This is a genomic window from Ktedonospora formicarum, from assembly GCF_016587355.1.
Lineage (GTDB): Bacteria > Chloroflexota > Ktedonobacteria > Ktedonobacterales > Ktedonobacteraceae > Ktedonobacter > Ktedonobacter formicarum.
This window is the reverse complement of the sequence record NZ_BNJF01000001.1, coordinates 3345956-3369019: the sequence shown is the minus strand read 5'-3', so window position 1 is coordinate 3369019 and position 23064 is coordinate 3345956. Positions and strand designations below refer to the sequence as shown.

The window sequence follows — 23064 nt, the reverse complement described above, 5'->3', positions numbered from 1 at the left end:
CTTCGCAGATTCTGAAGCTATCCATAAGTAAAAGGTTATATCTCCAGAGTGAGATTCTGGCGTATCCTGTTTAATTAGTGTCTCTAGCACACCTTTTAGATAAGGTCAGTCTTATAAAATCGGAGAGGGTCTGCGCGAGCCGATAGCCCACACAGACCCTCTCCTGGATTATATGTCACTATGCGCCGTGGCAGCGCTTGAACTTCTTGCCACTACCACAAGGGCAGGGATCATTGCGTCCAACCTTAGCGAAGGCCGAGCGGTTGATATTATTCCCTCCCCCGGCTGCCGCACGTGCTCCAGCTTTGGCTGTAGCGCCCTTGCGATGTCCATTGGCGCGTGCGTGCTCCTCGCCATTCTCGCTCTTGCTCTGTCCACTAGCCTCAGCGATAGCACCAGCGTTGGTTTTTACATTGCGTGGAGCCTTGCGTGGGGGCTCAGGACGATTCATCTCTAGCCGTACATCGTTGCGGATGAACTTGAGCAGCGCATCAACCGTATGATGCTGGATCGCGGCCTTCAATTCATCAAACATACGGTATGACTCGTTCTTAAACTCGACCAGAGGATCACGCTGACCCAGGCTACGCAGGCCGATACCAGCGCGCATCACATCCAGCGCGTCGATATGGTCCATCCAGAGTTGATCAACGACCTGGAGCAAGCGTGAACGCTCAAAATCGCGCAGGGGATCGAATTGAGGAATGCCCAGATCTCGGGCCTGCTGCCGGAAATCCTCACCACGCGACTCATAATGATCTAAAACGAGTCGCGTCAGGTCGCTCTTGAGATGTTCGCGACGCACCGCATTGATATTCTCTGGCAGAATATCTTCAGGTATATTCACCCAGACTTCCAGCGTCTTGAAGAGCGTCTCTAGCTCCTCTTCATCCGAGATAACATTAGTTGGTATACAGGCGTTGACGACACGCGCGACCTCGTCCTCAATCATCTTGGAGATGCGCTCACGCATATCTCCGTGCTCAAGAATCGCCCGTCGATCACTGTAGATCACCGCACGCTGCTGCGCGATGACATCGTCATACTCGACCACGTTCTTACGGATATCGAAGTTATAGCCCTCAACACGGCTCTGCGCGCTCTCGATGAAACGCGAGAAGAGCTTACTTTCAAGCGGCATATCTCCCATACCTGCGCGTTCCATCAGACCCGAAACACGATCAGCGGCGAAACGGCGCATCAGTTCGTCGTCTAGCGCCAGGAAGAAGCGCGAGGAACCAGGATCCCCCTGACGACCGGAACGACCACGAAGCTGATTGTCGATACGGCGCGACTCATGGCGCTCGGTACCAACAATATGCAAGCCGCCGAGTTCGCGTACATACTCGCCATCCTTCTCACACTCAAGCTCTTTCTGGCGGAAGAGATCCTGCTTCTCAGCCTCTGTCATATTGGCGACATAATCCGCGATGGCTTCATCCTTTTCCACTCGCTCATCCTCATTACGTGAAGGCATATCGCGAATGAAGTCAACCTGTTCGGCATGCTTACGCAGGATGGAATCATAGAAGTCCTCTGGACTACCACCGAGCTTGATATCGGTGCCACGACCAGCCATATTGGTCGCAATAGTCACAGCCCTACTACTTCCAGCCTGCGCGACAATATGGGCTTCATGCTCATGATGTTTAGCGTTCAATACCTGGTGCGGAATGCCTTGTTTGTTTAACATATCGGCGAGCATCTCGGAGATCTCAACCGAAGTCGTACCTACAAGCACAGGCTGCTCACGCTCATGGCACTCTTTGATCTCTTCAACCACCGCGTTAAACTTCGCTTCTTGCGTGCGGTAAATCAAGTCCGCCATGTCATCACGAACCATCGGCTTATTAGTGGGAATGACAATGACATCAAGCTTGTAAATCTTATGAAACTCTTCGGCCTCAGTGAGCGCAGTACCAGTCATGCCACTCAATTTCTCATAGAGACGGAAGTAGTTCTGGAAGGTAATGGTTGCCAGCGTATGATTCTCACGCTGCACCTTGACACCTTCCTTGGCCTCAATAGCCTGGTGCAAGCCCTCGCTATAACGGCGACCCACCATCTGACGGCCAGTGAACTCGTCAACGATAATGACCTCGCCATCCTTGACGATATAATCCTTGTCGCGCTTGAAAATGATCTCGGCCTTGAGCGCATTCTCCATATAGCGTGTCAGGTCGAGATTCTCTTCGTCATAAATGTTGGTAACACCTGCTAGCTTCTCAATCTTCTCGATACCCGCCTCGGTCAGCAAGACAGTGCGAGTCTTCTCCTCAACTGTATAGTCAGTCTCGACTTTCAGGCGCGGCGCCCAGCGTGCGAACTGAGCATACATCTCGGTTGATTCCTGACCCTGGCCCGAAATAATGAGCGGGGTACGCGCCTCGTCAATTAAAATGTTATCCACCTCGTCAACGATAGCGAAATAGAGTTCGCGCTGCATCACCTGATCGAGCGAAGCGACCATATTATCGCGCAGGTAGTCAAAGCCAAATTCGTTATTCGTGCCATAGGTGATATCAGCCTGATAAGCCGCTCGTCGCTCAGGAGTATGAGGCTCAATCGCGTTGATTACCATACCCACAGTTAGACCCAGGAACTTATAGATCTGGCCCATCCATTCAGAGTCGCGGCGTGCAAGGTAATCATTCACCGTCACTACGTGTACGCCTTTACCAGTCAGGGCGTTGAGGTAGACAGGGCTAGTCGCGACCAATGTCTTACCCTCGCCTGTGCGCATCTCAGCAATCTTGCCCTGGTGCAGCACAACACCACCAATCAATTGCACATCATAGTGGCGCATCTTAATTGTGCGCCAACCAGCCTCGCGCACCACGGCAAAGGCTTCGGGCAGCAAATCATCTAGCGTTTTCCCATTGCGATAACGCTTTGCCATATCCGCAGTTAGCTCATCCATTTGTTCGGCGCGGGTCGCGACTAATTCAGGCTGAACCTCTTTGAGAATATTGCCCAGGAGCAGTTCCAGGCGCTCATCCGCACCATCCTCTGCATCGGCAGCCTTGCGCTTGGACTCCTCGAAATGCGGCCAGTGGGTGGTAAAGGCGCGCTTGAGGTCCTCTTCATCAAGATCTTTGAGAGCTGGTTCCACATCCGTCAATAACTTTAGGGTTGCCTTCTGCGGATCTTTAGCCTCATCGGGCCACTCCTGGCGCTCTTCAGCATGATCCATAGCCGCGCTGACGCGCAAGGGATTCAAGGCTGCAGAGAGCTTTTCATACGCCTGTTCGAAGCATTCGGAGAGAGTATCCTGCAAGCGGATCTTCAAAAGGTGCTCACCATCACGTTTATGCTCAAGCTTTTGCTGATACTCAGTCACCGCCTGGCGAAGCTGCTCTTCTGAAAGTTTGTCCGCCAGAGGCTCAACTTTCTTCAGCGCTTCACGCAGGAGAGAGACCAATTCGTCCTCAAGCACCTTGCCACCTTTGAGATAGAGCGAGAGTTGAGAGCGAAACTCGACTGTCTTCGCGGCCAGCTCCTCATCACTCAACTTCTTCAACTCTGGTTCCAGTGCGTTCATTTTATCGATAAGGGGCTGGATGAGCTTCAAGTCTCTTTTGTTTGGGTCACCCAGAATTTTTCCAAGTAATTGCATGATCAAACGTTCTCCTACTGCTCGGCTGTGGTGCGAAAGCCAAAGGGCGTAGATACGGGATACCCGCTATGGATGGTGTCAGGTCTTATGCGAAAACCAACCCTCATACGAGGGCACGGCGCCGCTGTCGCGGCTAGTACGCACTCAGGTTTTCGTACAAGGAGTAATAACGAAACCATGAAAAATACACGCCCATTATATCATGGATGGTTTTGTGAGCATACAGATTCAAGACACAACTAGAGTATAATCAAGAGCTAAATCGAAGAGGGCGGAGAGGAGCGGGTCATAGTGCCAGTATGCAACCGTTCATACATCTCATACATCTATTAGAACACTCACACGCTGCCAAACATTCCCTGCGCTCTCAACAGCCTTCAGTTTCTACATGTACGTATAATCGAGCGCGAGGTTAGAATATCGGGTGTACTGGCGAGAATGGATAAACATGCAAGTCTTTATCACAAATGCAAGAAACCATACCCAGCGAGATGATGTTGCAGGCTATATCGATGTCCGCAACCTGTATGACGGTCTATACTACAAATAAGGTCAACATATATGACTAAGGGCAAAGGAGACCGTTGGTATGACAGCAGCGATTATGCTGAACGTCATCTTTAGCAATTTCTGGACCTGGGCCTTCTGGATTATCCTGGGAGGGCTAGCAGGGCTGGTAACAGAGTTGTTTATGTCTGATAATAGCATTGGGTGCGCGGGCAACCTCTTTGTGGGTATCCTGGGAGGCATTCTCGGTGGCGCAGTTACAGCGATCCTGGGCGTGTTACCAGAGACCCTCTTCTATACCTTCCTTCCCGCTCTAGGTAGCGCCTTTATGCTACTGTTTGTGGCTCAATTCTTCGCTCAAGCGCACGATGGCTCCATTTAGCAGATAAATAGCTCACATGGATATCGCGCCACTTAATGAATATCGTCTGTGCAAGCACACAAATTGAGAAGGGAGCAGGGGCAAGGCACTTGTGAATGCCTTACCCCTGCTCCCTTCTTCATCTGCAAAATCGGCGGGATACCTTTTATAACCCCCTCTTATAGCGCCATAGCTTTACGCTGGCGACGCTTGAGCAGGTAGGCAGAGCCAAGGAGCAGAGTTGTCGCGACGAAGGAACCACCGAAAATGAAGATCACATTGCCCCATAATGCCGCCGTTGTATCCACAGTTTTTGGAACGACAGGTTCAGTGGCATGCTGACAACTCACCGGCCAGTAGCGAATATGACCACCATGATAGCTCCAGTACACGCGTGGGATCTCATAGTCGATCTCATCGCCACTCTCTTCGTCGTCAGGCCAGTACGAAGGAGACTCCACATCGGGCGTAGTCGGAGTTCCCTCAATGCTTGGCATAGGAGAGGGTGCGCGTGATGTAATAGACGGCACATCTTCATTATTGTCGTTGTCAGCGGTCGCCTCATCTCCTGTATCGCCAGAAGGAGTATAAGAGTCATTTGACGCCACGATGCTTGGAGATGCTGGAGCCTCTGGAGCCTCCGGAGTCGCAGGAGCAGAAGGCCGCGAAGGCTTCTGCACAACAGGCGCATTGGGCGGGCTTACTGGCTTCGCGGTTGGTGTGGCCTGGACTGGCGGATACTGTTGATCGCTACCATACTGCTGATCGCCACCGTACTGTCCCGGTGTATAGGAAGAATCGCTTCTATTAGCGACCTGACCTGGCGTATATGTGGGAGTCTCAGTAACATTATTCTGACCTGGCGTGTACGGCGTTCCGCTTCCAGATTGCCCTGGCGGTGTACCACTTCCAGGCTGAGTAGTTGGTGTATACGTGGGAGTTGTTCCACCTGTGTTGCCCGTTGGGCTTGGCGTATATGAGGGGGTTGTTCCACCTGTGTTACCCGGCGTATATGGAGGGATTGTACTGCCTCCTTGCTGGCTTGGTGGAGTATAGGTTTGTGTTCCCTGGCTTGGAAGCGCAACAACCGGAGGTACATTCGCCTGACTGTTAGAGCCATTCTGCGCGGAAGAGTTCGACGAAGATGAATCGCATGGTATCTGTGCTATAGTGGACGGTTCATCCGTAGGAATCGCTGTGATTGTTGGCGTCACCTTAGCCTGATTGTTGGCCTCATTCGTCGCCTTCGCTCTCTGTTCTTTTGCTTTTTCAGCCTGTCTCTGATCCGCATTAGCAGAATGTCCTGGATCATGCCCTCCCTGCGTCGGCCAAAAGTTCATGCTCACAATAATGCAAAGCATTGACATACAGACACACATAAACAGAAATGTGAGCGCAAACTTTACCCCCCTGCGCCTATTCTTTTGATTCCATAAAGCTAACACTGTATCGATCATACGGTCTCGTTACTCCTCTTCCATCTCAACGGCCCCTGATAACGTTCCTATCGCACTCCTTCGTCAAAATCTGAGTGTATTGCACTCGTTGGACTCGCATAAAGCCTTATGATATATCTACTACAGCTCTTTGCGGTCTTTAAAAGATGCTTTCGCGCGTTTCTCTACCTGTGGGCGCACTATAGTCGCCAGCGTTTCGGCATCTGGAAGGCGGGCCAGATCTTGCTCAAGGGAAGACATAGTATGTTTAAATGCACTTGAAGCGCTCTCGCCCTGCTCTTCTTGCCTGCGTTGCCACTGCTCCAGAATTCGCTCAAGGTACATTGCACATTCCAGAGGATAGCGCACAGCAAAGACTTCTGGCCGGGGCCAATGCTCCGCTGTAAAAGCGATAGCATCATACAAACGCGAAACGTGCAGTAATTGGGCATATGCCAGCACGATCTGACTCTTACGTCCCAGATAGAGCAGACGCTCGCTGGTTAACACCAACCTCCCCTGATCACTGGGAACATAGCGCTTAGTTGATGCGAAGGGTCTCTCCTGACCACAGAGCATAGCGTCAGTTATATAGTGAGCCTCTTCGCCAGGTAAGAGCGATATGGGTAGCGTAATAACTGGCAATTGCTTGGCATCCAGACGTTGAAATGTCTGGGTAATATCAAAGCCATATGCGTGGCGCACACGCTCAAGCTGACGGCGCTTTTGACGACGCTCACGCTGTTCCTGATAGCGTGACATCCAGCGAGGCACCTCGCCTACCTCAGCGACGGCTTGCATATCCAATGGGGGTTCAATGCTGTTTGGGTCAACTTCATCATCAGGGGAAAGCCAACCACTTTGGGTCAATGGGGGGAAGAAGATATGTATGGTGGCGAAGCGATATGCCCACCAGCACAGCCAGACTCTGGCGAGACACGCGCGCGTATGCACCTGTTCAGATGCGCAACGATGTGCGCCGCCTCTTCTATGTCAGGCATACCACGCAGTTTGATCTTTCTCTCGGCAAAGTGTAATTCAACGCGTGCCGATGGCACGCCAAAGAGGCGATGATAATGCGGTCTAACATTGGTCAAGCGTGCCAGGTCATAGACTCGCCCATTCACATCTACATGGTCAGCATAAAGCCTCACCACGTGCCCTAATCCGTATAAGCTCTCAGCCAGTGGCTCTGATGACATCTCACTCCTCCTCTCCACATTTCAGGGGATGCTTATGCATCCCCTAGATATTCATTATACAGAACGAGAGGAGTGATGTAGTGTAACGATCTTCTATGCATATAAACTTGCCAATATGCATTACAGGCGCACAGAAAGCAATATAGTTTATTGCGTTTATTTTCGGCTCCACCTGCTTAACAGGAGCTTCCACAATATACCGCGTAGCGCGGGTTGTACTTGCTTAACATTATTCACCTGAGAAACCTGGCCATCTGGATGATGCGGACCCCAACGATCCCGCACGAATAGCTCAGTGAGATGCCAGAGTGGTTTGAAGCGAGAAGGAGCATGCTGGCCCAACATATGGCTATACTCAAAGGGGGTCTGCCAGGGTTTTGGTTCAAATCCTAGCTTGCTCGCCAGTAGACAGAGACGCCAGTACGCACCAGCGATAAAAGTACTAGTCGCGTAGAGGCCACGCCACCAGTAGGTCATCAGGGCAACACCAAACACCAGTATCGCGATCAAGAGCACAGTCAGCGATGTCCCCAGAAGCAGACCATCGCTCACCCCTTTGCCCCCCTGCCCTATACCGGGCTGATTATGATCGGTCGGGGGTGTCACCTGAGTATGCGAAACCTGTGTACTTTTCGGTGTAGGTGTGCTGGTTGGCTGAGTGGCGGTTGGTTCCGCAGTTGGAGTTGAGCCTGGTCGAGGCTTCCCAGATGCTGGAGTCGTAAAACCGGGCGTAGGATCGAAGTTGACCCAGCCAATATTCGGGAAGTATGCCTGCACCCAGCTATGTGCGTCCTGCCCGTCCACAATCCACTGCTTACGCTGCTCATCATAGTGCCCACTACTAAACCCATTGGTCATACGCGTTGGAATATGTAACATACGGGCCATGACGACCATCGCGCTAGCATAGTATGTGCAATAACCCCGCTTCTGACTCAAGAGCCAGTCGACAACATTGGTATCGTTGGGAATGGGCGCATTGTAGACGGAATAGGTAAACTGTCCCTGGTCACTCAGGTGCATTTCCAGGCGCTTAAGCGCCGTATATGCATCCGTGGCATCTCCGATCCACTGCAATGCCTGCTCTTTCACATGAGGAGAGAAGCCTTCTGCCACATCCGTATATGCACCTTGAATAATGGGGTAGTTCGAATCGGCTTCCCATACTCCATCATTGCCATTATCTCTTGGGAGCGGCACTGATTGAAGCAAGCCTATAGACTGGGTTGGCAGCAATGATCTAACGGTATACGTTTCGCCTTTCGTCAGCGCATGCTGCTGAAGCCAGGTATTGGCAGTTGCATCATAGGAAACATAAACAGGTACATCAAAGCGAATAGGTTGTGCTGGTGCAAAGATATATGATCGAGGTCCTCCGGGTGGCTGAAGGATCGTTACGTTGGTTTCAATTTGTTCGCCAGCATTCTCAGCTTGCGGGGTATCTGGACTTAAAGGGGCTTTCGCGTCAAAGTACTCCGCTCCAGCCTGATCGATTGAGGTCGTCCAGGTGCGCCCATCAAACATGTTGAACGTAAAGCCTTCCAGATATTGGGGCTGCTTATTGGAACTAGTATAGGTTAACACCTCACCCGAAGGCAAGGTAACTGATCCAGTAATGGTGAGCTTATTATCAAAGAAGTTCGCCGCAGAACCATTAAAGAGGCTAGCAGGGTTATTCCAGGAGAAGCGACCGCTTATAGCATTATTCCAGCCATTGTCCAGGTAATCCCAGAAGACACGTCCATTCTCTGTCTGTCTAGCAAAGGGCAGAAACCAGCTTACACAAAGCGTACAAAGCGTAAAGAGGCAGGTCACCTGCATACAGCGCCATGCCAGCGTTCGCCTCCAGGTCCGGTCGGTATGCAAGCCATCGCGCATCCATTGTGTAATCTGTGCCGCCAGATAGACACGCGCGACCAGCAATAGCAATGCTCCCACCATCAAGCAAACTAAATATGCCGAGTCGCTCTTTACATAGTTCAAGTTCACTAGCAAGATGGCGCAATAGATCAGTACAACCAGCCAGGGGAGGCGCGCACGGTAGACTAACCAGCAACCAAAGTAGCTAAGAAAGAAGTTGAGAAAGCTCAAGTAAAAGAAGAAGAGGGCTTCTGCCAGGGATTGCGGTAAGCTCGCCATCGATCCCGTCAACACGCTACGCAGGCCCGTTAGAAGTTCCAGGACAGGTATATGATAGACAACACTACTTGTCAGAAAAAGCGCCAGCCAGTATCCCACCACACAAGCCCCCACATGCAACACCCCCTGAAACACACCTCGAATCTTCGCGACCAGCAGACCAATCAACAAGCCAGGTATCGGACTTAAGAAGAGCCAATCGCTCTGTGGAACCCAATGTGCGTCCTTAATGGATGTCACAACGCAGTACATCGCTATCGCCATGAGGAATAGTGGAGACCAGCCCTCCAACGGAGATAGGGGCAAGGCAGGGCGCGATGGCTTCGTGGGCCGTTGTGATGGATAACCAGCAGCAGGAGTGCTTGGATAGGCGTATGATGGCATAGCCGCGTTACTGCGCGCCTGATGCGCCTGGATAGACGAAAAGTCAGCCTGCATTGACGATGAGCGTTTAGGATCTATGACGCCTGGCCGCATCAATCCTCCCTGCTTACTTCTTTCTCCAAATATAGAGATATAATAATATTTAAAGTATACAATTTTTATGACGTGGTTGAAGCTATTTTACTAGCATATCAGGACTAAATAGTTGCCCCTGGTATAAAATTTATCGCCAAGAACAGCTCATTTATTACACATAACGATACAAGTAGGACCAATTTCTCTATAGATATGTGAGTCTTATGCCTGATGTCGCTTGCCAAAGAAAGCAAGTAATAGACTAGGAGCGAGCAACAGGCAAAACGCGCCAAAGGCAAAGGAGGCGGAGAGGTTTATACTCGATTGCAGCCAGCCCGCGATAGTTGGTCCAACACTAAAGCCAATGCTCCAGGTCACTGAATAGAAGCCCGCCAGCGTCGCGCGTTGCTTATCCGACACCTGCTCCATTGCGAAGGCCGCATAAACTGGCTCGATTAGAGTACGCATAAAAGAGCGCGCATATTCACCCACAATAGCTAGCGACAATGTCGGTGAGAAACCTATCAAGAGCATCAAAGGTGCGCTTAAATACTGTACAGAAGTTACCAAACGTAACTTGCTCCAACGTTTCACAAAAAGTGGCGCGGTCAGCGAGAAGACCCCACCTGCCAGCCCTGAGAATGTAAAGATGAGCCCTAATGTTCCTGGTAACAATTGGAAGCGCAGCACAAAGTAAAGCTGGATTAACGCGACAACCGCGCCTTCTCCCATAGTAAACACCAAATCGGGAAGTAATAATTTCAGGTAAAGCCACACGGGCCAGCGTTCCTTCTCTTCCAACTTTACAAGTGCCTCTGCCCCTAGCGGAGCTATGCTCTCCTCTCCAATGCTTCGCGTGTGCCTGGTTTCTTTCAGGAGCCAGAGTGGCAGGCCAAAGACAAAGGTAAAGAGTGCGGCAACAAAGACGCCCCAACGCAACGGCATGGTAGAGCCTGCGGAAACATGCATGATGCTCGCCACATATTCGGGTATTGCACCACCCAGGAGATTCCCCAGTGCTCCAATACCGAGCAGAAGAAAACTATTCATCGCCAGCACACCCACACGCTGCCCCTCTTTGGTATTCTCCGTCAATAGTGGCAAGTTCGTTACCCAGTACGCAGTCGAGACAAGCCCCTGAATCAGATTAACGGCGAGCAGAAGGGGTGCGGATGTTACTAACCCGCATAGAGCCAGGAAAAGCGGCGAAAGGAAAGCGGTAAGTAGTAACACAGGTTTACGCCCAATACGGTCCGCAAGCATCCCTATGGGTATTGCGCCCAGAAAGGCTCCTATTGCAGGCATAGCGCTAAAAACACCGATATAGTCTGGTTGGTAACCCAGACTATGCACATAATAGTTGAGCGTCAAGGCAGCAATGCTCAACTGAAAGCCCTTACCAGTTGTAAAAAGTAGTAAGAGCCAGACATTGCGTGGCAAAGAGGTGAATAATTTGAGAGTAGAGCGTACGGACCATGAAGTTTTGGCTTTCGTACTCGATTCAGAAGTGTCAGATACCAAAGGCATTGGAAATTCGCTCCTGACTAGATGGGCACATGCACATACCTTAACATATGCCATTGCACCAGGGCAACCGTCAAAGGGACAGGAACCGAGCAATCATGTCAAACAGCACCAATTACATCGATACTCGTCACAGAATCCTTTTTTCCATCGTGAGATAAAGTAGCAGGCAGAGATGAAAATGCCGAGATCATTTATTGCTATTCATAATGCTACGGGAACGCGTGCGCCTCGATGATTTAGCCTCCTGGCGCGCTCTACGGCACCTGAGCAATGCACCTTTAATCGAAGGAGGTTACCTCTATGCTCACATTCACCACTGTAGTACTTGGTGCGACGCTCAACGCTGGTGGCCTTATCGGCTGGATTGTTGTGGGCCTTATCGCAGGCTTCCTTGCCAGCCTGGTGATGCGAGGTAGTGGCTTTGGCATCATTGGCGATGTAGTTGTAGGACTGGTAGGAGCTTTAATTGGTGGTTTTCTCTCCAATCTGCTTCTCCCAGGAGCGAATTTCGGGATTGTTGGTAGCATTGTTGTCGCCTTCATTGGCGCATGCATCCTGATCGCGATTCTTCACGCGGTTGGTCCTCGTCGAACACGCTCAACACTTTAACATTATGAAAGAGAAGGGAGTGGGTGCCGTTGTAGCGACGCCCACTCCCTTCTCTTTCACGCCCTCAGATTCTCTCCTCTCAATTGTTAACATAGAGCATATAAAGCGCCTTCACAGGCCCTCACAACCTATGGCGCTCCGCGACGTATATTATGGCAGAGTATCAAGCGACAAGGTATCGACCCAACAGTTACACGCTGAGAGGAGCGTTCTTGATTTATGATTGCGATTTATCCTGGCAACTTCTCTGCCATCCTCCAACCGGGTGACATCATCGCCTGGCTTCTTGTTGGACTTATCGCTGGTTATGTCGCCAGTCTCCTTGTGCGGGGGCGCGGCTTCGGCTGCCTTGGTGATATTGTAGTTGGCCTTATTGGTTCGTTCATTGGTGGAGCGCTCGCCAATTACTTGCAACTAGGTGGTACATATCACTTCTGCGGTACCATCGTCATTTCGATCATTGGTGCAGTCATCCTGCTCACCATCGTTAAATTACTCTTCGGAGGTCGTTAAGTACACTCCCCTTATACTAAGGAAAACAGCTCGCGGGTAAGGAATACCTACCCGCGAGCCTATTTCTAGCCGATAGAAGGTACGGCAACTCCGGGAGTGGCACTAGTTAATGGAGCCTGACCAGTGTGTCGCTGTTCCGCGCGCAGCAGACTTACGCCAAGCTCTGGCTGCACCTTCAGAACAGACCCCAGTGTCTCCTTCTGACCCTCCGGCGTCGTCAAAGCCCACATAACTTCAGCCGCCCGGTGACGTGCGGGCAGGTTATTGGCTTGGCCTTGCTCCAGCAACCGCGCAGCAACCGCGCTGACAATTGGTGTCGCAAAAGAGGTTCCTGACCAATAAGCCCAGGCGTTGTTATTGGGAGCGGGGTAGTCAGGGGTCGGCGGGTTCTTCCCCTCGGTTGCGGGATAGCTTGTCGAGCTATACAGGCCGATCAAGGCATCAACATCGTCGCGCGCAATATCCTTGCGCGTAGGCATCCCGCCACCATAGGTCGCGATTCCATAGCGTTGTGCTGGCAGTTTGGGATAATTGCTATAGCACGCCGCCTCAGCCTCACGATCCACAGCACCAACCGCGAGTACTTCAGGGAAGGCCGCAGGATAACGTGGACCGATACGCCCAGGCATATCAGGTGTATGAGAATCATTACCCGCCGCCCCTACAATCACAGCGCCACAAGCCTCGACACGTTGAATAGCCCGGTGCAGAGGCGCGCGTAACGTCGCGAGATCATAGGCCATGCTCAAGGCATCACTCTGACTATAGCCACCATTGGATGTGTGCCAGTAGGCATATAGATTCTCATCTGAGGGAGTCATAACAAGGCTTAAATTAATAACCACTGGCTTGTCATAAAGATCCCCTGGCTGCCCTGTACGTGGATCAATGCGCGACATGCGCCCATGAATCCACTCCAGGGTGTTGATAAGTGTATAGCAATCTCCGCCCCCAAAATCATTGAGCACACGTACATATTCAATATCTGCATCGGGGGCTAGTTCACGGATAATACCAGTCACGAAAAGACCATGATCAGGCATACCAAAACCATACATTTTGCCATCCAGGTCGCGTCCGGTGATCATCTGGTCGTGAGCACCTTCCTGCAAGATGGTCGAGAGAGGCTGGTAGCGAAACTTGACGAAGGGTGATTGTTCACGATTCATCTGCTCGGAGACGGTTTGCAGCAGCATATTATTGCCACCAGCACGATTCGCGGCTTCGGTGATGAAATTGGTAACAGCATCAGGATTATCGGGCAACAGGGGCATAGTGTCTAGCACAAAGACAGTAACGCCCTTACCACTTTTAGCGGCCAGCGGAGTCCCCTCCAGATCAGGAAGAGAGAGAGGCCAGCTTCCCGACGCGCTCGCATCGCTATCATTAGCGGGGAGCGGCAGAGGCGGCAAAGCCGGACCACCATGAATAATACAGCCCCAAATATTAGGCGCGGCGGCTCCCATCCAATTCGGCGCTGCTGCTACCAGGGGAATACCCAGATTTTGCTGAATATGCAGCAAGTTGCGATTGATCAGGTTAACGACCTGCCGCGAATACGACCGATCATAGCCAGCAGCCAGCATATCCTGCATCGGGTAAGACATCTCAATGTCCTCAACGGTAAAGAAGCCAACAACCGTCATACCATGCCCATCGGGAGCTTCAAAGAGGCAATGACAACTCGTATTGGTCAGCCAACTGGTTAGAGGAATCTCCGGCTGGTCATGCTCTTCCTGCTCACCTCCTGGCGCAATATCGGGAATGTAAGGCTTGAGGCGGAACCCACGCACAAAAAGGTATTGATTGAGGTCTTCGATGCCGAGCGCTCCAGGAAGATCCTTGACCTGTGGGTCATCCAGGTGAAAGGTAAGCGTTACATGGGTCTCCATCCATAAAACCTTCGCAGCACTCCACCAGGGCTTCCCCATACTCATTGATCCGTCAGACATACTTTACCTCCGTGCAACTCTATACATAGAAACAAACGCGGTAGAAAGCACAGCAAAGCAGGTATCATGCTTTATTGTGTCAAACATTGCGGGATGGATCAGTATAAACCATACCTTTTTCACATTTTTGCTACGATAATACAGGCAAAATAGCTTTTATCCCTTTTCATCCCTCTATCTATAGAGACGTAACTGGCCCCCATTTTTGGGAAAGCAAAAATAGCTATGATTTATTAAGATAGTGCATGGAGTTATGTCTCACGGATTGGGGACAGCGTCAATAGGCCCTCAATCATAGTTACAGGGAGGGCATCTATTGAACCAACGAGCCGGAAGGCGGCCCAGAAGTAAGGGTGGCGATATAGTGAATCTGCGTGTTGGAGCATAGCCTGTTGTGCGAGACGCAATGCCTGGATCTTGCTCTCGCCTTGTAAAAGGTATTGATAGAAGATACCCATTAATTGATTGGTCGCACTATCTTCTACAGGCCATATACTCATGACCAAAGAGCGCGCACCAGCGGCAATGAAAGCCCTACCCAACCCAAGCTGCTCATCTCCACCACCACTAAGCGCTAAGCCTGTCTCACAGCCACTAAGCGTAACCAGTTCACACCCCTGAAGAGGCAGAGAGAAGGCATCAATGGCGTTCAAATAGCCGTCTGCCAGAACAATAGAGGAGAAGTTGGGCGCGTCCAGGCGACTGTGACCATGGGTCGCGAGATGAACCAGAGAGCACCCCTGGGCTCTGGTACGCAAACGTTCAATAGTTGCCTCTTCTTCCAGATAGCAATGGCTATGAAGCAGATCAGCTATAGTGCGCGCCTCCTGGAGTGCCGAGGGAAGGCTGCTATGACCGGAACAGCCCATGACCAGCGCCTCACCACCAAGAGGCATTCGCTCCAGGTCAACACCTCGCGGATCTAGCAGCAAGCTACTGGCAGGTAGATAATTGACGCGCAACCTCTCAATGAGGAATTGCGCTCCGTCATACAAGGCATGAAAGGGCACCTGATGCAGGATGCCATACGGAACAACCGTTACATGCCCCTCCGCCTCTGGCAGGTATTCAGCAATAGGCGCTATAAGCAAGCGATAGAGCCTTTTGAGCAATCCACGTGTTTGCTGATGGGGGGATGCTGGGCATCGGGCCAACCTCCGGGCTGGAGATGGGCATGCAACAGCAGTAGCGTCTGCTCAAGCTGAGCGATCTGCCCTGCCTGCTCATAGACATAAAGCTTCTCTCGCGTGAGCGCAAATATAATCAGGGAATCCTGGTGGATATAGTATGCCAGCAACGTTTGATTGTTCGATAATGCGTCACGTAAAGGGGCCACCTCGACCTTCGAGATAGGGGAACGTTCACGCTGCGAGCGCTCTTTAGGTAACCTGGCAACCGAAACGTCGGTACGTAAGAGGTGTAACCATTCAAAGAGCTCGGTAATCTTCGCCTCACAAAGCTTCAATTCAGCTTCAATTTGCTCGCGCTCAATCGGCTCCACCAGTTCCGCCTCTGGAGTGGAGAGCAGGGCGCTATAGCTATGATACTTCCCTTGCCAGAGCGTAAGCTCATACTCACGTTGTAACACTGAAGCACCCTTAGCCCGTCGTGCCTCCTCGAAGATTTTGGCTTGCTTACCGTCCTTCTGTTGCTCCCCATCCGAGGTACGTAAATACTGGCGAAGGGCGATGGAACGGGCGCGTTCCAGATAATGAAAGGCTAGTTCGGCATGACCCTGCTGTAGTTGTAGAGAAATCATGTCCTCATAGACCTCCCAGGCCGTACGCAAAAAGGTTGGCGAGAGGTCATAGACCAGATCATTTAAGACATGCTCGATATGCCCAATGGCACTATGTAGATATCTGATAGCTCTCTGCTTATCGCCTCGCGCCTGAGCCATACGTCCAAGCAGATGACGGCTGCGATATGCAATATCCTGAAGGTTATGCTGTTGGGCCATAACAATCAGAGGACGGCAGAGTTCTTCAGCGAGTTGCAAGCGTTGCTCCTGCTCCTCTCCAAGTCGCACCAGACCGATAAGAGCCTCCACCATCACAATACGCGCGCGCAAAGAGAGCGCCACAAGCCCCTGGTCTTCACAATAGTTCCTGATCTCCTGCGCCAGCGCATATCCACTCTCAAATAAGCCCTGCTTAATCAGGATCTCGGCCCGCCGCAGACGCGTCGTAGCAGTGAGATACGTAAAGGTATCACTCGCGAGCACATCTTCGGCTTCAGCCAGCACCTCCAGCGCCTCATTCAACTGCCCGGTGGACATCAAGATCATGGCATACTCGCGCAATGGTTCGACCTTATCGGCAGAGGCAGCTTCACCCGCGCTCTTCACCGTCTCGACCGCCTGTGCCGCAAGTTGACAGGCATCATTGACTCGATTTAACTTGCTGAAACAAAGGGCCATCTGCTGAAGCATTTCCGAGAGCATGAGTGGATGCTCAAAATTGTGCTGCCTGTACATATCGCGCGCATTATAGTAATGCCTGAGCGCCGAACCATAGTAGCCCTGAACATATTGATTGCTTGCCAGATTAAGCTCGCATTTCAGGACAGACCTCATATCACCCAGAGTCTCAAAACTGCGTTGCGCCTGCACCAAACGACGCGAAGACTCCTCAAAGCGACCAAGCAGTGCCAGGTTAGTCGCTTTGTTATTCTCAGCGATAGCAATAGAGTGCCGAATGAGGTTTGGGTCAGAATCTTTTAAGAGAGGATAGGTCTGGAGAACACGATCATAGAGTTCCAGCGCCTGCTGATAGCGACCTGCATATTTACAAATAACAGCAGTATTGATATCAAGCGCGCAAGACCAGTAGTAGGCTTCCAAACGTAGAAAGACTTCGCGGGCCCGGTCCGCCTCTTTTAAGGCTGCTTCTACATCTCCTAACCAGGCGCACGCGATGATCCAGACGATTCGACTTCGAGCCCAGTTGAGTTCATCCCCCAACGTTCGTAGCGTTTCGCCCCCCTCGTCTAAACACTTTAACGCGGCCTGATAGTAACCTCGGTTCACCAGGTTGCTTCCCCGCGAAAGCATACCAAGTGCGTACGAAGCAGGATGTTCTACATGTAGACCATAGAAGATTAGGAGATCAGCCAATTTGAGCGCTATAGAGGGCTGTGTATGGAGAAACTTTAGAGATTCCTCACGAAGCCATGGGCCTATAATTGCCGGATCGCCAAACTCGGCCTTATGTTCCCGTAGATAACGCTTCCCCTCTTCTAGATCCTGTTCCTGCAAATAATGCAGAAGCGACGCCGCGTTCGTTGGTTGCTGGATGACCCTTCTCCTTAATTCGAAAACCTGAGCACGCACTCACAACACCTGTCACGCAGGTTTTCGTATAAGACCTTAGTTCCGTTCGATTTTGAGCCCTTCAATAACCACTTCACTCTGAGGTAATTGCACAACCAGAGTGTAACTCCCAACAGGTACAGGCTTAAAAACAACATTCCCTAGATCATCTATATATGTCGATATAATCGGCTTTTGTCGCTCGCCCTGTGCAGGGATAGCCATCTTTTCGTCAGAATCGTCTTGCTGTTGCGCGCTGAATACGGGATAAAGTTGAGCCTCGATACCTTCTAATTCCTCTATACTCTCGTCAGGATTCACACAGGAAAAGAGCCCCAGCATCATCATATCACCATTGCTGGATCGCGAGAGGTGTAGCGATATATTCAACTCACCCGCGCGATACTGGCGAGGCCAAGGCGTATGCGGCACCTCTCCGCGTGTGACCAATTGTGGTTGCCAGGGAACCAAAGAGGCGATAATACGGCCTACGACCTTGTGCAACGAACCAGAGTGTTGTGCATCCCCAACGGGGAAAGGCTCAAAATCGCGTAGGGTCTGGCGAATCTCCCTCACCTCACCACTGCAAAGTGGGCATACATCCAGATGCTGGGTCACCGAGATGACTTCATCAGGTGAGAGGTAGCGCGCACAGTAAAGATTTAAGGTTGTGGCATCAGGACATTGGCTACGATATAAGTGCGCGAGAAGAAAAGCGTTTGTACGCTTATAACTCTCCAAGCGCTGCTGACATTCGGAGCATGTACGGAGATGATGCCCGGCCTCTGGACGTAAAGGTGTATTGTCCAACGCCAGGCGGAGCAACTCATCATCTCCAAGAGCCATAATATGCGAACAATCCTGCATCTTTAAGACCGCGCCACTTCCCGATTGTCGTAACATTGGGAGAAGCGCGTCTCCTTTCTTGCTTATAAATGGGTACATCCCCATAGTAGCAGAAGAGCATAAGGTAATGATACTTGGCTCTTACTGCCTGCCCTCTTAGTTTTCTCATTTGAATTGTAAACGATGCACAAAGCATTTTTCGTCCCCTACGTTTTCACTCCAATCTTGCGCTTTCCGCACATAGTGTAGCATAGGCTAAAGAGCACCGTCGGCCCCTTCAGAAAATAGAAAACTGAAAGGTCCGGGCGCTCCCTGGAGGTTTACTATTATGCAATGGCATACGAGTCTTCAGGCCCATGTCCAATACGACTTCCAAGAAGTCCCTTTCCAGGAAGTTGCCCCACACCAGGGGGCAAGAAATATGTCTACCACTAACTGAACTCACTAGCTAAAGCTCATGCGCCAGCGAATCTTGTCAGCATTGCGTAGAATACGCTCCATAATATTACGCTTTAAACGATAGATTTCATCCTCACTGCTAAACTCGCCTGGGCAATAGCGTACAATCTCACGTGGCTTGAGATTACAGTGAAAATGTAAGTATGCCACCCGACGTTCTTTTTCACCAGGAAGGATAGTCTGGATCACATCCCAGAGCTCGTTTTCGTGATAGCGATCCTCCACAAACGGCTCTTCATGCCCTCCCTGCGCATAATCAGGCAACGCTTCAACGCTGGAGCGCGAGAATGCCCGGAGCGTGTCCATGATCGCGCAGTTGAGACACAAATGTAAATAGCTGAGCGCACCACCCAGCGTTGAGAAGTATAATTTCTGGTCGCTGACCGCCTGCCAGAAACGCCGGAACGTATCATCTACATAGTTCTGCTCGTTTTCATGGCGTAATGCCGCTTCGCGATTAGGGTGACGACCAATCCAGAGCCGGATGCTTTCACTAAATAGACGCTGCAACATAGACCAGGCATGCTCATTCCGCTCCGCTATCGCACGCCTAAGGATCTCCAGGCAATACTGGTCGTTACTCGGCTCTTTACGCCGATACTTAGCCATCTCCTGAGTGCAGGACGCCACAAGCTCTGCCAGGGTCATTTCTCCAGGTGGTCTCTCCATCTGTATCCCCATCACTCTTTCCTACTTCCTCTTCAGCCTCTGCTGAAGTCGCTTTTGCTCACTCACAGCTTAATATATATGTTAGCAGACGTAAATTGCACAAATGTCTCAAAATCTCTAAGCGAATGTGTTTTTTCCTAGAAAATCGTTTGTTCTTAACTTTTAAAATTTTACCATTTATTATAAGCATTTTTACTGCGTGAGAGTCACAACACGAACATCCTTAGATTAGAGAATTGCTATGCAAAAGTCAAGGCATGTTGAGTTGCTTATTACTCTCAACCTATTAACTGTTCCCTATTCACCCGAGCAAATCCCACTAGCCTTAAGACAGCATTCAAGAGGCTCCATGCCTCAATGACCTCTTTCTTGTCACAGGGTGTAAAAACAGGTATACTGTACTTATAAGATTACCCATAAAGCTTATAATGTACAATGGTTTAGTTAACCGCTTGAGAGTGACCAGTCGCACAAAACGGCTGCAAATGACACATGAACAAATGTATTATGCTCGCCATCGATACTGATCTCTCTCCGACGACCCAACACGCCTTGATCTCCATTGGCGCGTTCCTGGAGCAGGTCGCCCCCTCTATTCGTGTGCTTCTCGTCAATGTCATTCCCATTACTCAAGTTGTGCCCGCTCAGCCTGGAATGTACATTGGTCAGATACTCCCCGGCGCAGCAACCGTAGCACAACGCGAACATGCTGAGGCAACCCTCTACAAGGCCCGTCTTATACTTGCACAGCAAGGTATACCCATGAGCAAAAGCGAGGGCATCGTTCGCGAGGGGCTACCCGCCGATGAGATTACTCGTACCGCGCGAGAATTCCAGGCCAGTTTCATTGTAGTTGGCCGCCATAACGACACCTTCAAGCAGAAGATCCGTCGCTTGCTGATTGGCAGCACATCACAACGTGTAATGCAGCTATCGACCTGTCCAGTCTATGTCGCAATGCTCCCTCCCCCGCCAAAGCCAGCGACCTGGTCAATTGGTATAAAACAGCCATCAAAGAGTATCTGGATGAACATCCCTCTTCATTAAGTGTCTTTACACCTGAGCAGGCCGCACAGCGCTTCGCTCCACCAAGCAAAAGCAGTATAGGCCGCAAAGAGACAGGAGCCGCTACGCGTGCTCTTGAAGAGCTAGCCGACAATGGCCTGCTCTGCCGCCATCAGGTGAAGGGTGAGCTACGCTACGTTAACGATTAACCCTTCACCTCTCTGTATTTTCTCTACCTCATTCTCACTACAATAATTGTTCAAGTGCCTCCACTGTTGTGACGGGGGCCTGGCATACAAAGTTCTGGCAGACATACGCCGTCGCTTGATTCCCTTTCATGGTTCTTTCAGCCAATAAAGGTACAATTCGCGTCGCCTCTTCGTCGTCGGGAAAACCACAGGCAAGTACACTATTGGGCAAGTAACGCGCATTGACCACATGCAGGAGCGCCCTCGTATCCGCTGCGTCTGTAGCTCCTGCCAAAGCAATCTCATTAGCAGTCGAGAGCGAGAAGTCGAGCGCGCTTAGTGCCTGGCCGAAGAACTGCGGATGCTGTACCATAACGTCAGCGATTGACTGCACATAGGACTCCGCCCGTTCACGATACGCATCGTCGCTACTCAAGGCAGTCAGGCGCAGGAGTACATCAGCAGCCACGCTATTGCCTGCTGGCGTAGCGTTATCCATAATATCCTTTGGTCTGCTAACCAGTTCTTCGTGGTCGCTGCCAGTATCGAAGAAGCCTCCCTGCTCCTGATCAGAGAAGAGCAGGAGCGCCTGATCCATCAGCGCGCGCGCTTCTGCGAACCAATGTGGGTCAAAGCTTGCCTGATAGAGCGCAAGCAGGCCATCAGCAAGGAAGGCATAATCCTCCAGATAGCCCTTAAGGCGTGCTCGCCCGTCCTTATAGGTGCGCAGCAGGCGTCCATCCTGGCGCATCGTGCTTAGCAGAAAGTTGGCGTTGTTGATGGCAAGCTGTAGATAGTCGCTTCTTTCCAGGTGGCGCGCAGCCTCCGCAAAACTGCGTAGCATCAAGCCATTCCAGGAGGTCAGAATCTTCTCGTCTCGCCCTGGCTTGATTCGCAGCTCACGCGCGGCAAAGAGTTGCTTCCTCCCTTGCGCAAGAATCTGCCGCACCTCGTCAACATTCAGGGTAAGTTCCGACGCCAGTTGCTGAAGATCGACATTAATGTGCAGGATGTTTTTGCCCTCAAAGTTTCCCCGCGCGGTTACGTCGTAGTAGCGCATGAAGATGGCGGCATCGGGTGCTGAAAGTAGCTTCTCAATTTCGGCTGGTTGCCAGAGGAAGAACTTTCCCTCCACACCCTCGCTATCCGCATCCTGCGTTGAGTAGAAGCCTCCTTCAGGCGAGGTCATCTCGCGCGCGACATAGTCCAGCGTCTCCTCGACGATACGTCGATACTCTGCCTTACCTGTAACCAGATACGCGGATAGGTAACAACGGCTTAACAAGGCATTATCATAGAGCATCTTCTCAAAGTGGGGGACTAACCATTCAGCATCGACCGAATAGCGGTGAAAGCCTCCACCAAGCTGATCGTAAATGCCGCCATGAGCCATATGCATAAGCGAACGTTCTACAATCTCTAACTCAATCAGATTCCCTGGTAGCTGGCCCATCTCCAGCTCGTCCTTGCTACGATGCTGATGCATACGGAGCAGAAACTCCAAAGCCATTGAATGCGGAAACTTAGGAGCTCCACCAAAGCCTCCGTGCTGCGCGTCGAAATCACTGGCGAGCGCCTGACTGGCGACCGCGAGCATAGATAACTCCGGCTTCCCTCGCGGGACATCGCTCCGCGAGCGCAAGGGTACGTTACCACGCTGACGTAAGAATTGAGCCAGTTCCTCAGCCTGTTCTTCTACCTTCTCACGCTCCTCAGCATAAAGCTGGGCCAGACTCAGCAGCACCCTCCGAAAGCCAGGCATAACATACTGCCCATGGCGGCGGTCATCAGGGGGAAAGTAAGTTCCGCCATAGAAGGGGCGACCATCAGGCATCAGAACGACTGTCATGGGCCATCCCCCCTGTTGCGTCATGGCCTGCACAGCTTGCATATAAATGTTATCAATGTCGGGCCGTTCTTCACGGTCGACCTTGATCGAGACAAAGTGCTGATTCATCAACGAGGCAATCTCTGGGTTCTCAAAGGATTCATGCTCCATGACATGACACCAGTGGCAGGCTGAATAACCCACGCTTAGTAGAATTGGCTTATCCTCCTGACGCGCCTTCTGGAGTGCTTCGTCACCCCAGGGATACCAGTCTACTGGATTATGCGCGTGTTGCAAGAGATATGGACTGGTCTCATGAATCAGGCGGTTGGTGTATGTATGTTCACCCTGACGGGCTTGCTCTTCAGGCATATGATATATCCTCTCCGCGTATCATAAACGCGCCTCTAGTAACATTTTGACTCTGGTATATAATCT

16 protein-coding genes are annotated in these 23064 nt (G+C 51.2%); 4 read left to right on the top strand and 12 right to left on the bottom strand.

What is annotated here, in order from left to right:
- Positions 1–178: 178 nt before the first annotated feature.
- Positions 179–3616: a preprotein translocase subunit SecA gene (gene secA / locus K3T82_RS14495; protein WP_220194154.1), complete on the bottom strand. Its 3438-nt coding sequence runs from the start codon at positions 3614–3616 to the stop codon at positions 179–181.
- 589 nt (positions 3617–4205) lie between these two features.
- Here secA and K3T82_RS14490 point away from each other — a divergent pair.
- Positions 4206–4505 carry a hypothetical protein gene (locus K3T82_RS14490; RefSeq protein ID WP_220194153.1) on the top strand — a complete coding sequence of 100 codons (300 nt, stop codon included), beginning with the start codon at positions 4206–4208 and terminating at the stop codon, positions 4503–4505.
- Between the two features lie 158 nt (positions 4506–4663).
- Here the strand turns inward: K3T82_RS14490 and K3T82_RS14485 are convergent, their stop codons facing one another.
- The 5 genes from K3T82_RS14485 to K3T82_RS14465 form a co-directional block, all read right to left on the bottom strand.
- The gene (locus K3T82_RS14485) at positions 4664–5851 is read right to left on the bottom strand and encodes a hypothetical protein (protein ID WP_220194152.1); all 1188 of its coding nucleotides are present in this window, start codon (positions 5849–5851) and stop codon (positions 4664–4666) included.
- 210 nt (positions 5852–6061) lie between these two features.
- Positions 6062–6721 (bottom strand): hypothetical protein, encoded by a 660-nt coding sequence (locus K3T82_RS14480; RefSeq protein WP_220194151.1) that lies wholly within the window; start codon positions 6719–6721, stop codon positions 6062–6064.
- Between the two features lie 65 nt (positions 6722–6786).
- A complete protein-coding gene (locus tag K3T82_RS14475; protein WP_220194150.1) occupies positions 6787–7122 on the bottom strand; it encodes a hypothetical protein in 336 nt (111 codons plus the stop codon).
- 156 nt (positions 7123–7278) lie between these two features.
- The gene (locus K3T82_RS14470; protein WP_220194149.1) at positions 7279–9738 is read right to left on the bottom strand and encodes a transglutaminase TgpA family protein; all 2460 of its coding nucleotides are present in this window, start codon (positions 9736–9738) and stop codon (positions 7279–7281) included.
- A 204-nt stretch (positions 9739–9942) separates the two neighbouring features.
- Positions 9943–11247, bottom strand: coding sequence for an MFS transporter (locus tag K3T82_RS14465; RefSeq protein WP_220194148.1), 1305 nt, complete (start codon positions 11245–11247; stop codon positions 9943–9945).
- Between the two features lie 300 nt (positions 11248–11547).
- Here K3T82_RS14465 and K3T82_RS14460 point away from each other — a divergent pair, with 300 nt between their 5' ends.
- Both K3T82_RS14460 and K3T82_RS14455 read left to right on the top strand, forming a co-directional pair.
- Positions 11548–11856, top strand: a complete 309-nt coding sequence (locus tag K3T82_RS14460) for a GlsB/YeaQ/YmgE family stress response membrane protein (RefSeq protein WP_220194147.1) — start codon at positions 11548–11550, stop codon at positions 11854–11856.
- 219 nt (positions 11857–12075) lie between these two features.
- Positions 12076–12369, top strand: coding sequence for a GlsB/YeaQ/YmgE family stress response membrane protein (locus K3T82_RS14455; protein WP_220194146.1), 294 nt, complete (start codon positions 12076–12078; stop codon positions 12367–12369).
- A gap of 65 nt (positions 12370–12434) precedes the next feature.
- Here the strand turns inward: K3T82_RS14455 and K3T82_RS14450 are convergent, their stop codons facing one another.
- From K3T82_RS14450 to K3T82_RS14430, 5 genes are all read right to left on the bottom strand, one after another.
- On the bottom strand, positions 12435–14321 hold the full coding sequence (locus tag K3T82_RS14450) for a S8 family peptidase (RefSeq protein WP_220194145.1): 1887 nt from the start codon (positions 14319–14321) through the stop codon (positions 12435–12437).
- Positions 14322–14572: 251 nt separating this feature from the next.
- Complete coding sequence (locus K3T82_RS14445; RefSeq protein WP_220194144.1) at positions 14573–15412, bottom strand: CHAT domain-containing protein; 840 nt, start codon at positions 15410–15412, stop codon at positions 14573–14575.
- Positions 15403–17652, bottom strand: coding sequence for a tetratricopeptide repeat protein (locus K3T82_RS14440; RefSeq protein ID WP_220194143.1), 2250 nt, complete (start codon positions 17650–17652; stop codon positions 15403–15405). Before K3T82_RS14440 ends, K3T82_RS14445 begins: the two co-directional genes overlap by 10 nt.
- A gap of 36 nt (positions 17653–17688) precedes the next feature.
- The gene (locus tag K3T82_RS14435; protein ID WP_220194142.1) at positions 17689–18534 is read right to left on the bottom strand and encodes an anti-sigma factor; all 846 of its coding nucleotides are present in this window, start codon (positions 18532–18534) and stop codon (positions 17689–17691) included.
- A gap of 387 nt (positions 18535–18921) precedes the next feature.
- The gene (locus K3T82_RS14430; protein ID WP_220194141.1) at positions 18922–19605 is read right to left on the bottom strand and encodes a hypothetical protein; all 684 of its coding nucleotides are present in this window, start codon (positions 19603–19605) and stop codon (positions 18922–18924) included.
- A gap of 492 nt (positions 19606–20097) precedes the next feature.
- Here K3T82_RS14430 and K3T82_RS14425 point away from each other — a divergent pair, with 492 nt between their 5' ends.
- Positions 20098–20652, top strand: a complete 555-nt coding sequence (locus K3T82_RS14425; protein WP_220194140.1) for a universal stress protein — start codon at positions 20098–20100, stop codon at positions 20650–20652.
- 204 nt (positions 20653–20856) lie between these two features.
- Here the strand turns inward: K3T82_RS14425 and K3T82_RS14420 are convergent, their stop codons facing one another.
- Complete coding sequence (locus K3T82_RS14420; RefSeq protein ID WP_220194139.1) at positions 20857–22998, bottom strand: thioredoxin domain-containing protein; 2142 nt, start codon at positions 22996–22998, stop codon at positions 20857–20859.
- Positions 22999–23064 lie beyond the last annotated feature (66 nt).

Excerpts from the sequence above, each read along its gene's own strand:
- K3T82_RS14450 (WP_220194145.1), bottom strand. The coding sequence starts at position 14,321 with ATGTCTGACGGATCAATGAGTATGGGGAAGCCCTGGTGGAGTGCTGCG.
- K3T82_RS14465 (WP_220194148.1), bottom strand. The coding sequence starts at position 11,247 with ATGCCTTTGGTATCTGACACTTCTGAATCGAGTACGAAAGCCAAAACT.
- K3T82_RS14480 (WP_220194151.1), bottom strand. The coding sequence starts at position 6,721 with ATGCAAGCCGTCGCTGAGGTAGGCGAGGTGCCTCGCTGGATGTCACGC.
- K3T82_RS14455 (WP_220194146.1), top strand. The coding sequence starts at position 12,076 with ATGATTGCGATTTATCCTGGCAACTTCTCTGCCATCCTCCAACCGGGT.
- K3T82_RS14420 (WP_220194139.1), bottom strand. The coding sequence starts at position 22,998 with ATGCCTGAAGAGCAAGCCCGTCAGGGTGAACATACATACACCAACCGC.
- secA (WP_220194154.1), bottom strand. The coding sequence starts at position 3,616 with ATGCAATTACTTGGAAAAATTCTGGGTGACCCAAACAAAAGAGACTTG.
- K3T82_RS14475 (WP_220194150.1), bottom strand. The coding sequence starts at position 7,122 with ATGTCATCAGAGCCACTGGCTGAGAGCTTATACGGATTAGGGCACGTG.
- K3T82_RS14435 (WP_220194142.1), bottom strand. The coding sequence starts at position 18,534 with ATGTTACGACAATCGGGAAGTGGCGCGGTCTTAAAGATGCAGGATTGT.
- K3T82_RS14470 (WP_220194149.1), bottom strand. The coding sequence starts at position 9,738 with ATGCGGCCAGGCGTCATAGATCCTAAACGCTCATCGTCAATGCAGGCT.
- K3T82_RS14490 (WP_220194153.1), top strand. The coding sequence starts at position 4,206 with ATGACAGCAGCGATTATGCTGAACGTCATCTTTAGCAATTTCTGGACC.
- K3T82_RS14485 (WP_220194152.1), bottom strand. The coding sequence starts at position 5,851 with ATGTCAATGCTTTGCATTATTGTGAGCATGAACTTTTGGCCGACGCAG.
- K3T82_RS14430 (WP_220194141.1), bottom strand. The coding sequence starts at position 19,605 with ATGGAGAGACCACCTGGAGAAATGACCCTGGCAGAGCTTGTGGCGTCC.
- K3T82_RS14425 (WP_220194140.1), top strand. The coding sequence starts at position 20,098 with ATGAACAAATGTATTATGCTCGCCATCGATACTGATCTCTCTCCGACG.
- K3T82_RS14460 (WP_220194147.1), top strand. The coding sequence starts at position 11,548 with ATGCTCACATTCACCACTGTAGTACTTGGTGCGACGCTCAACGCTGGT.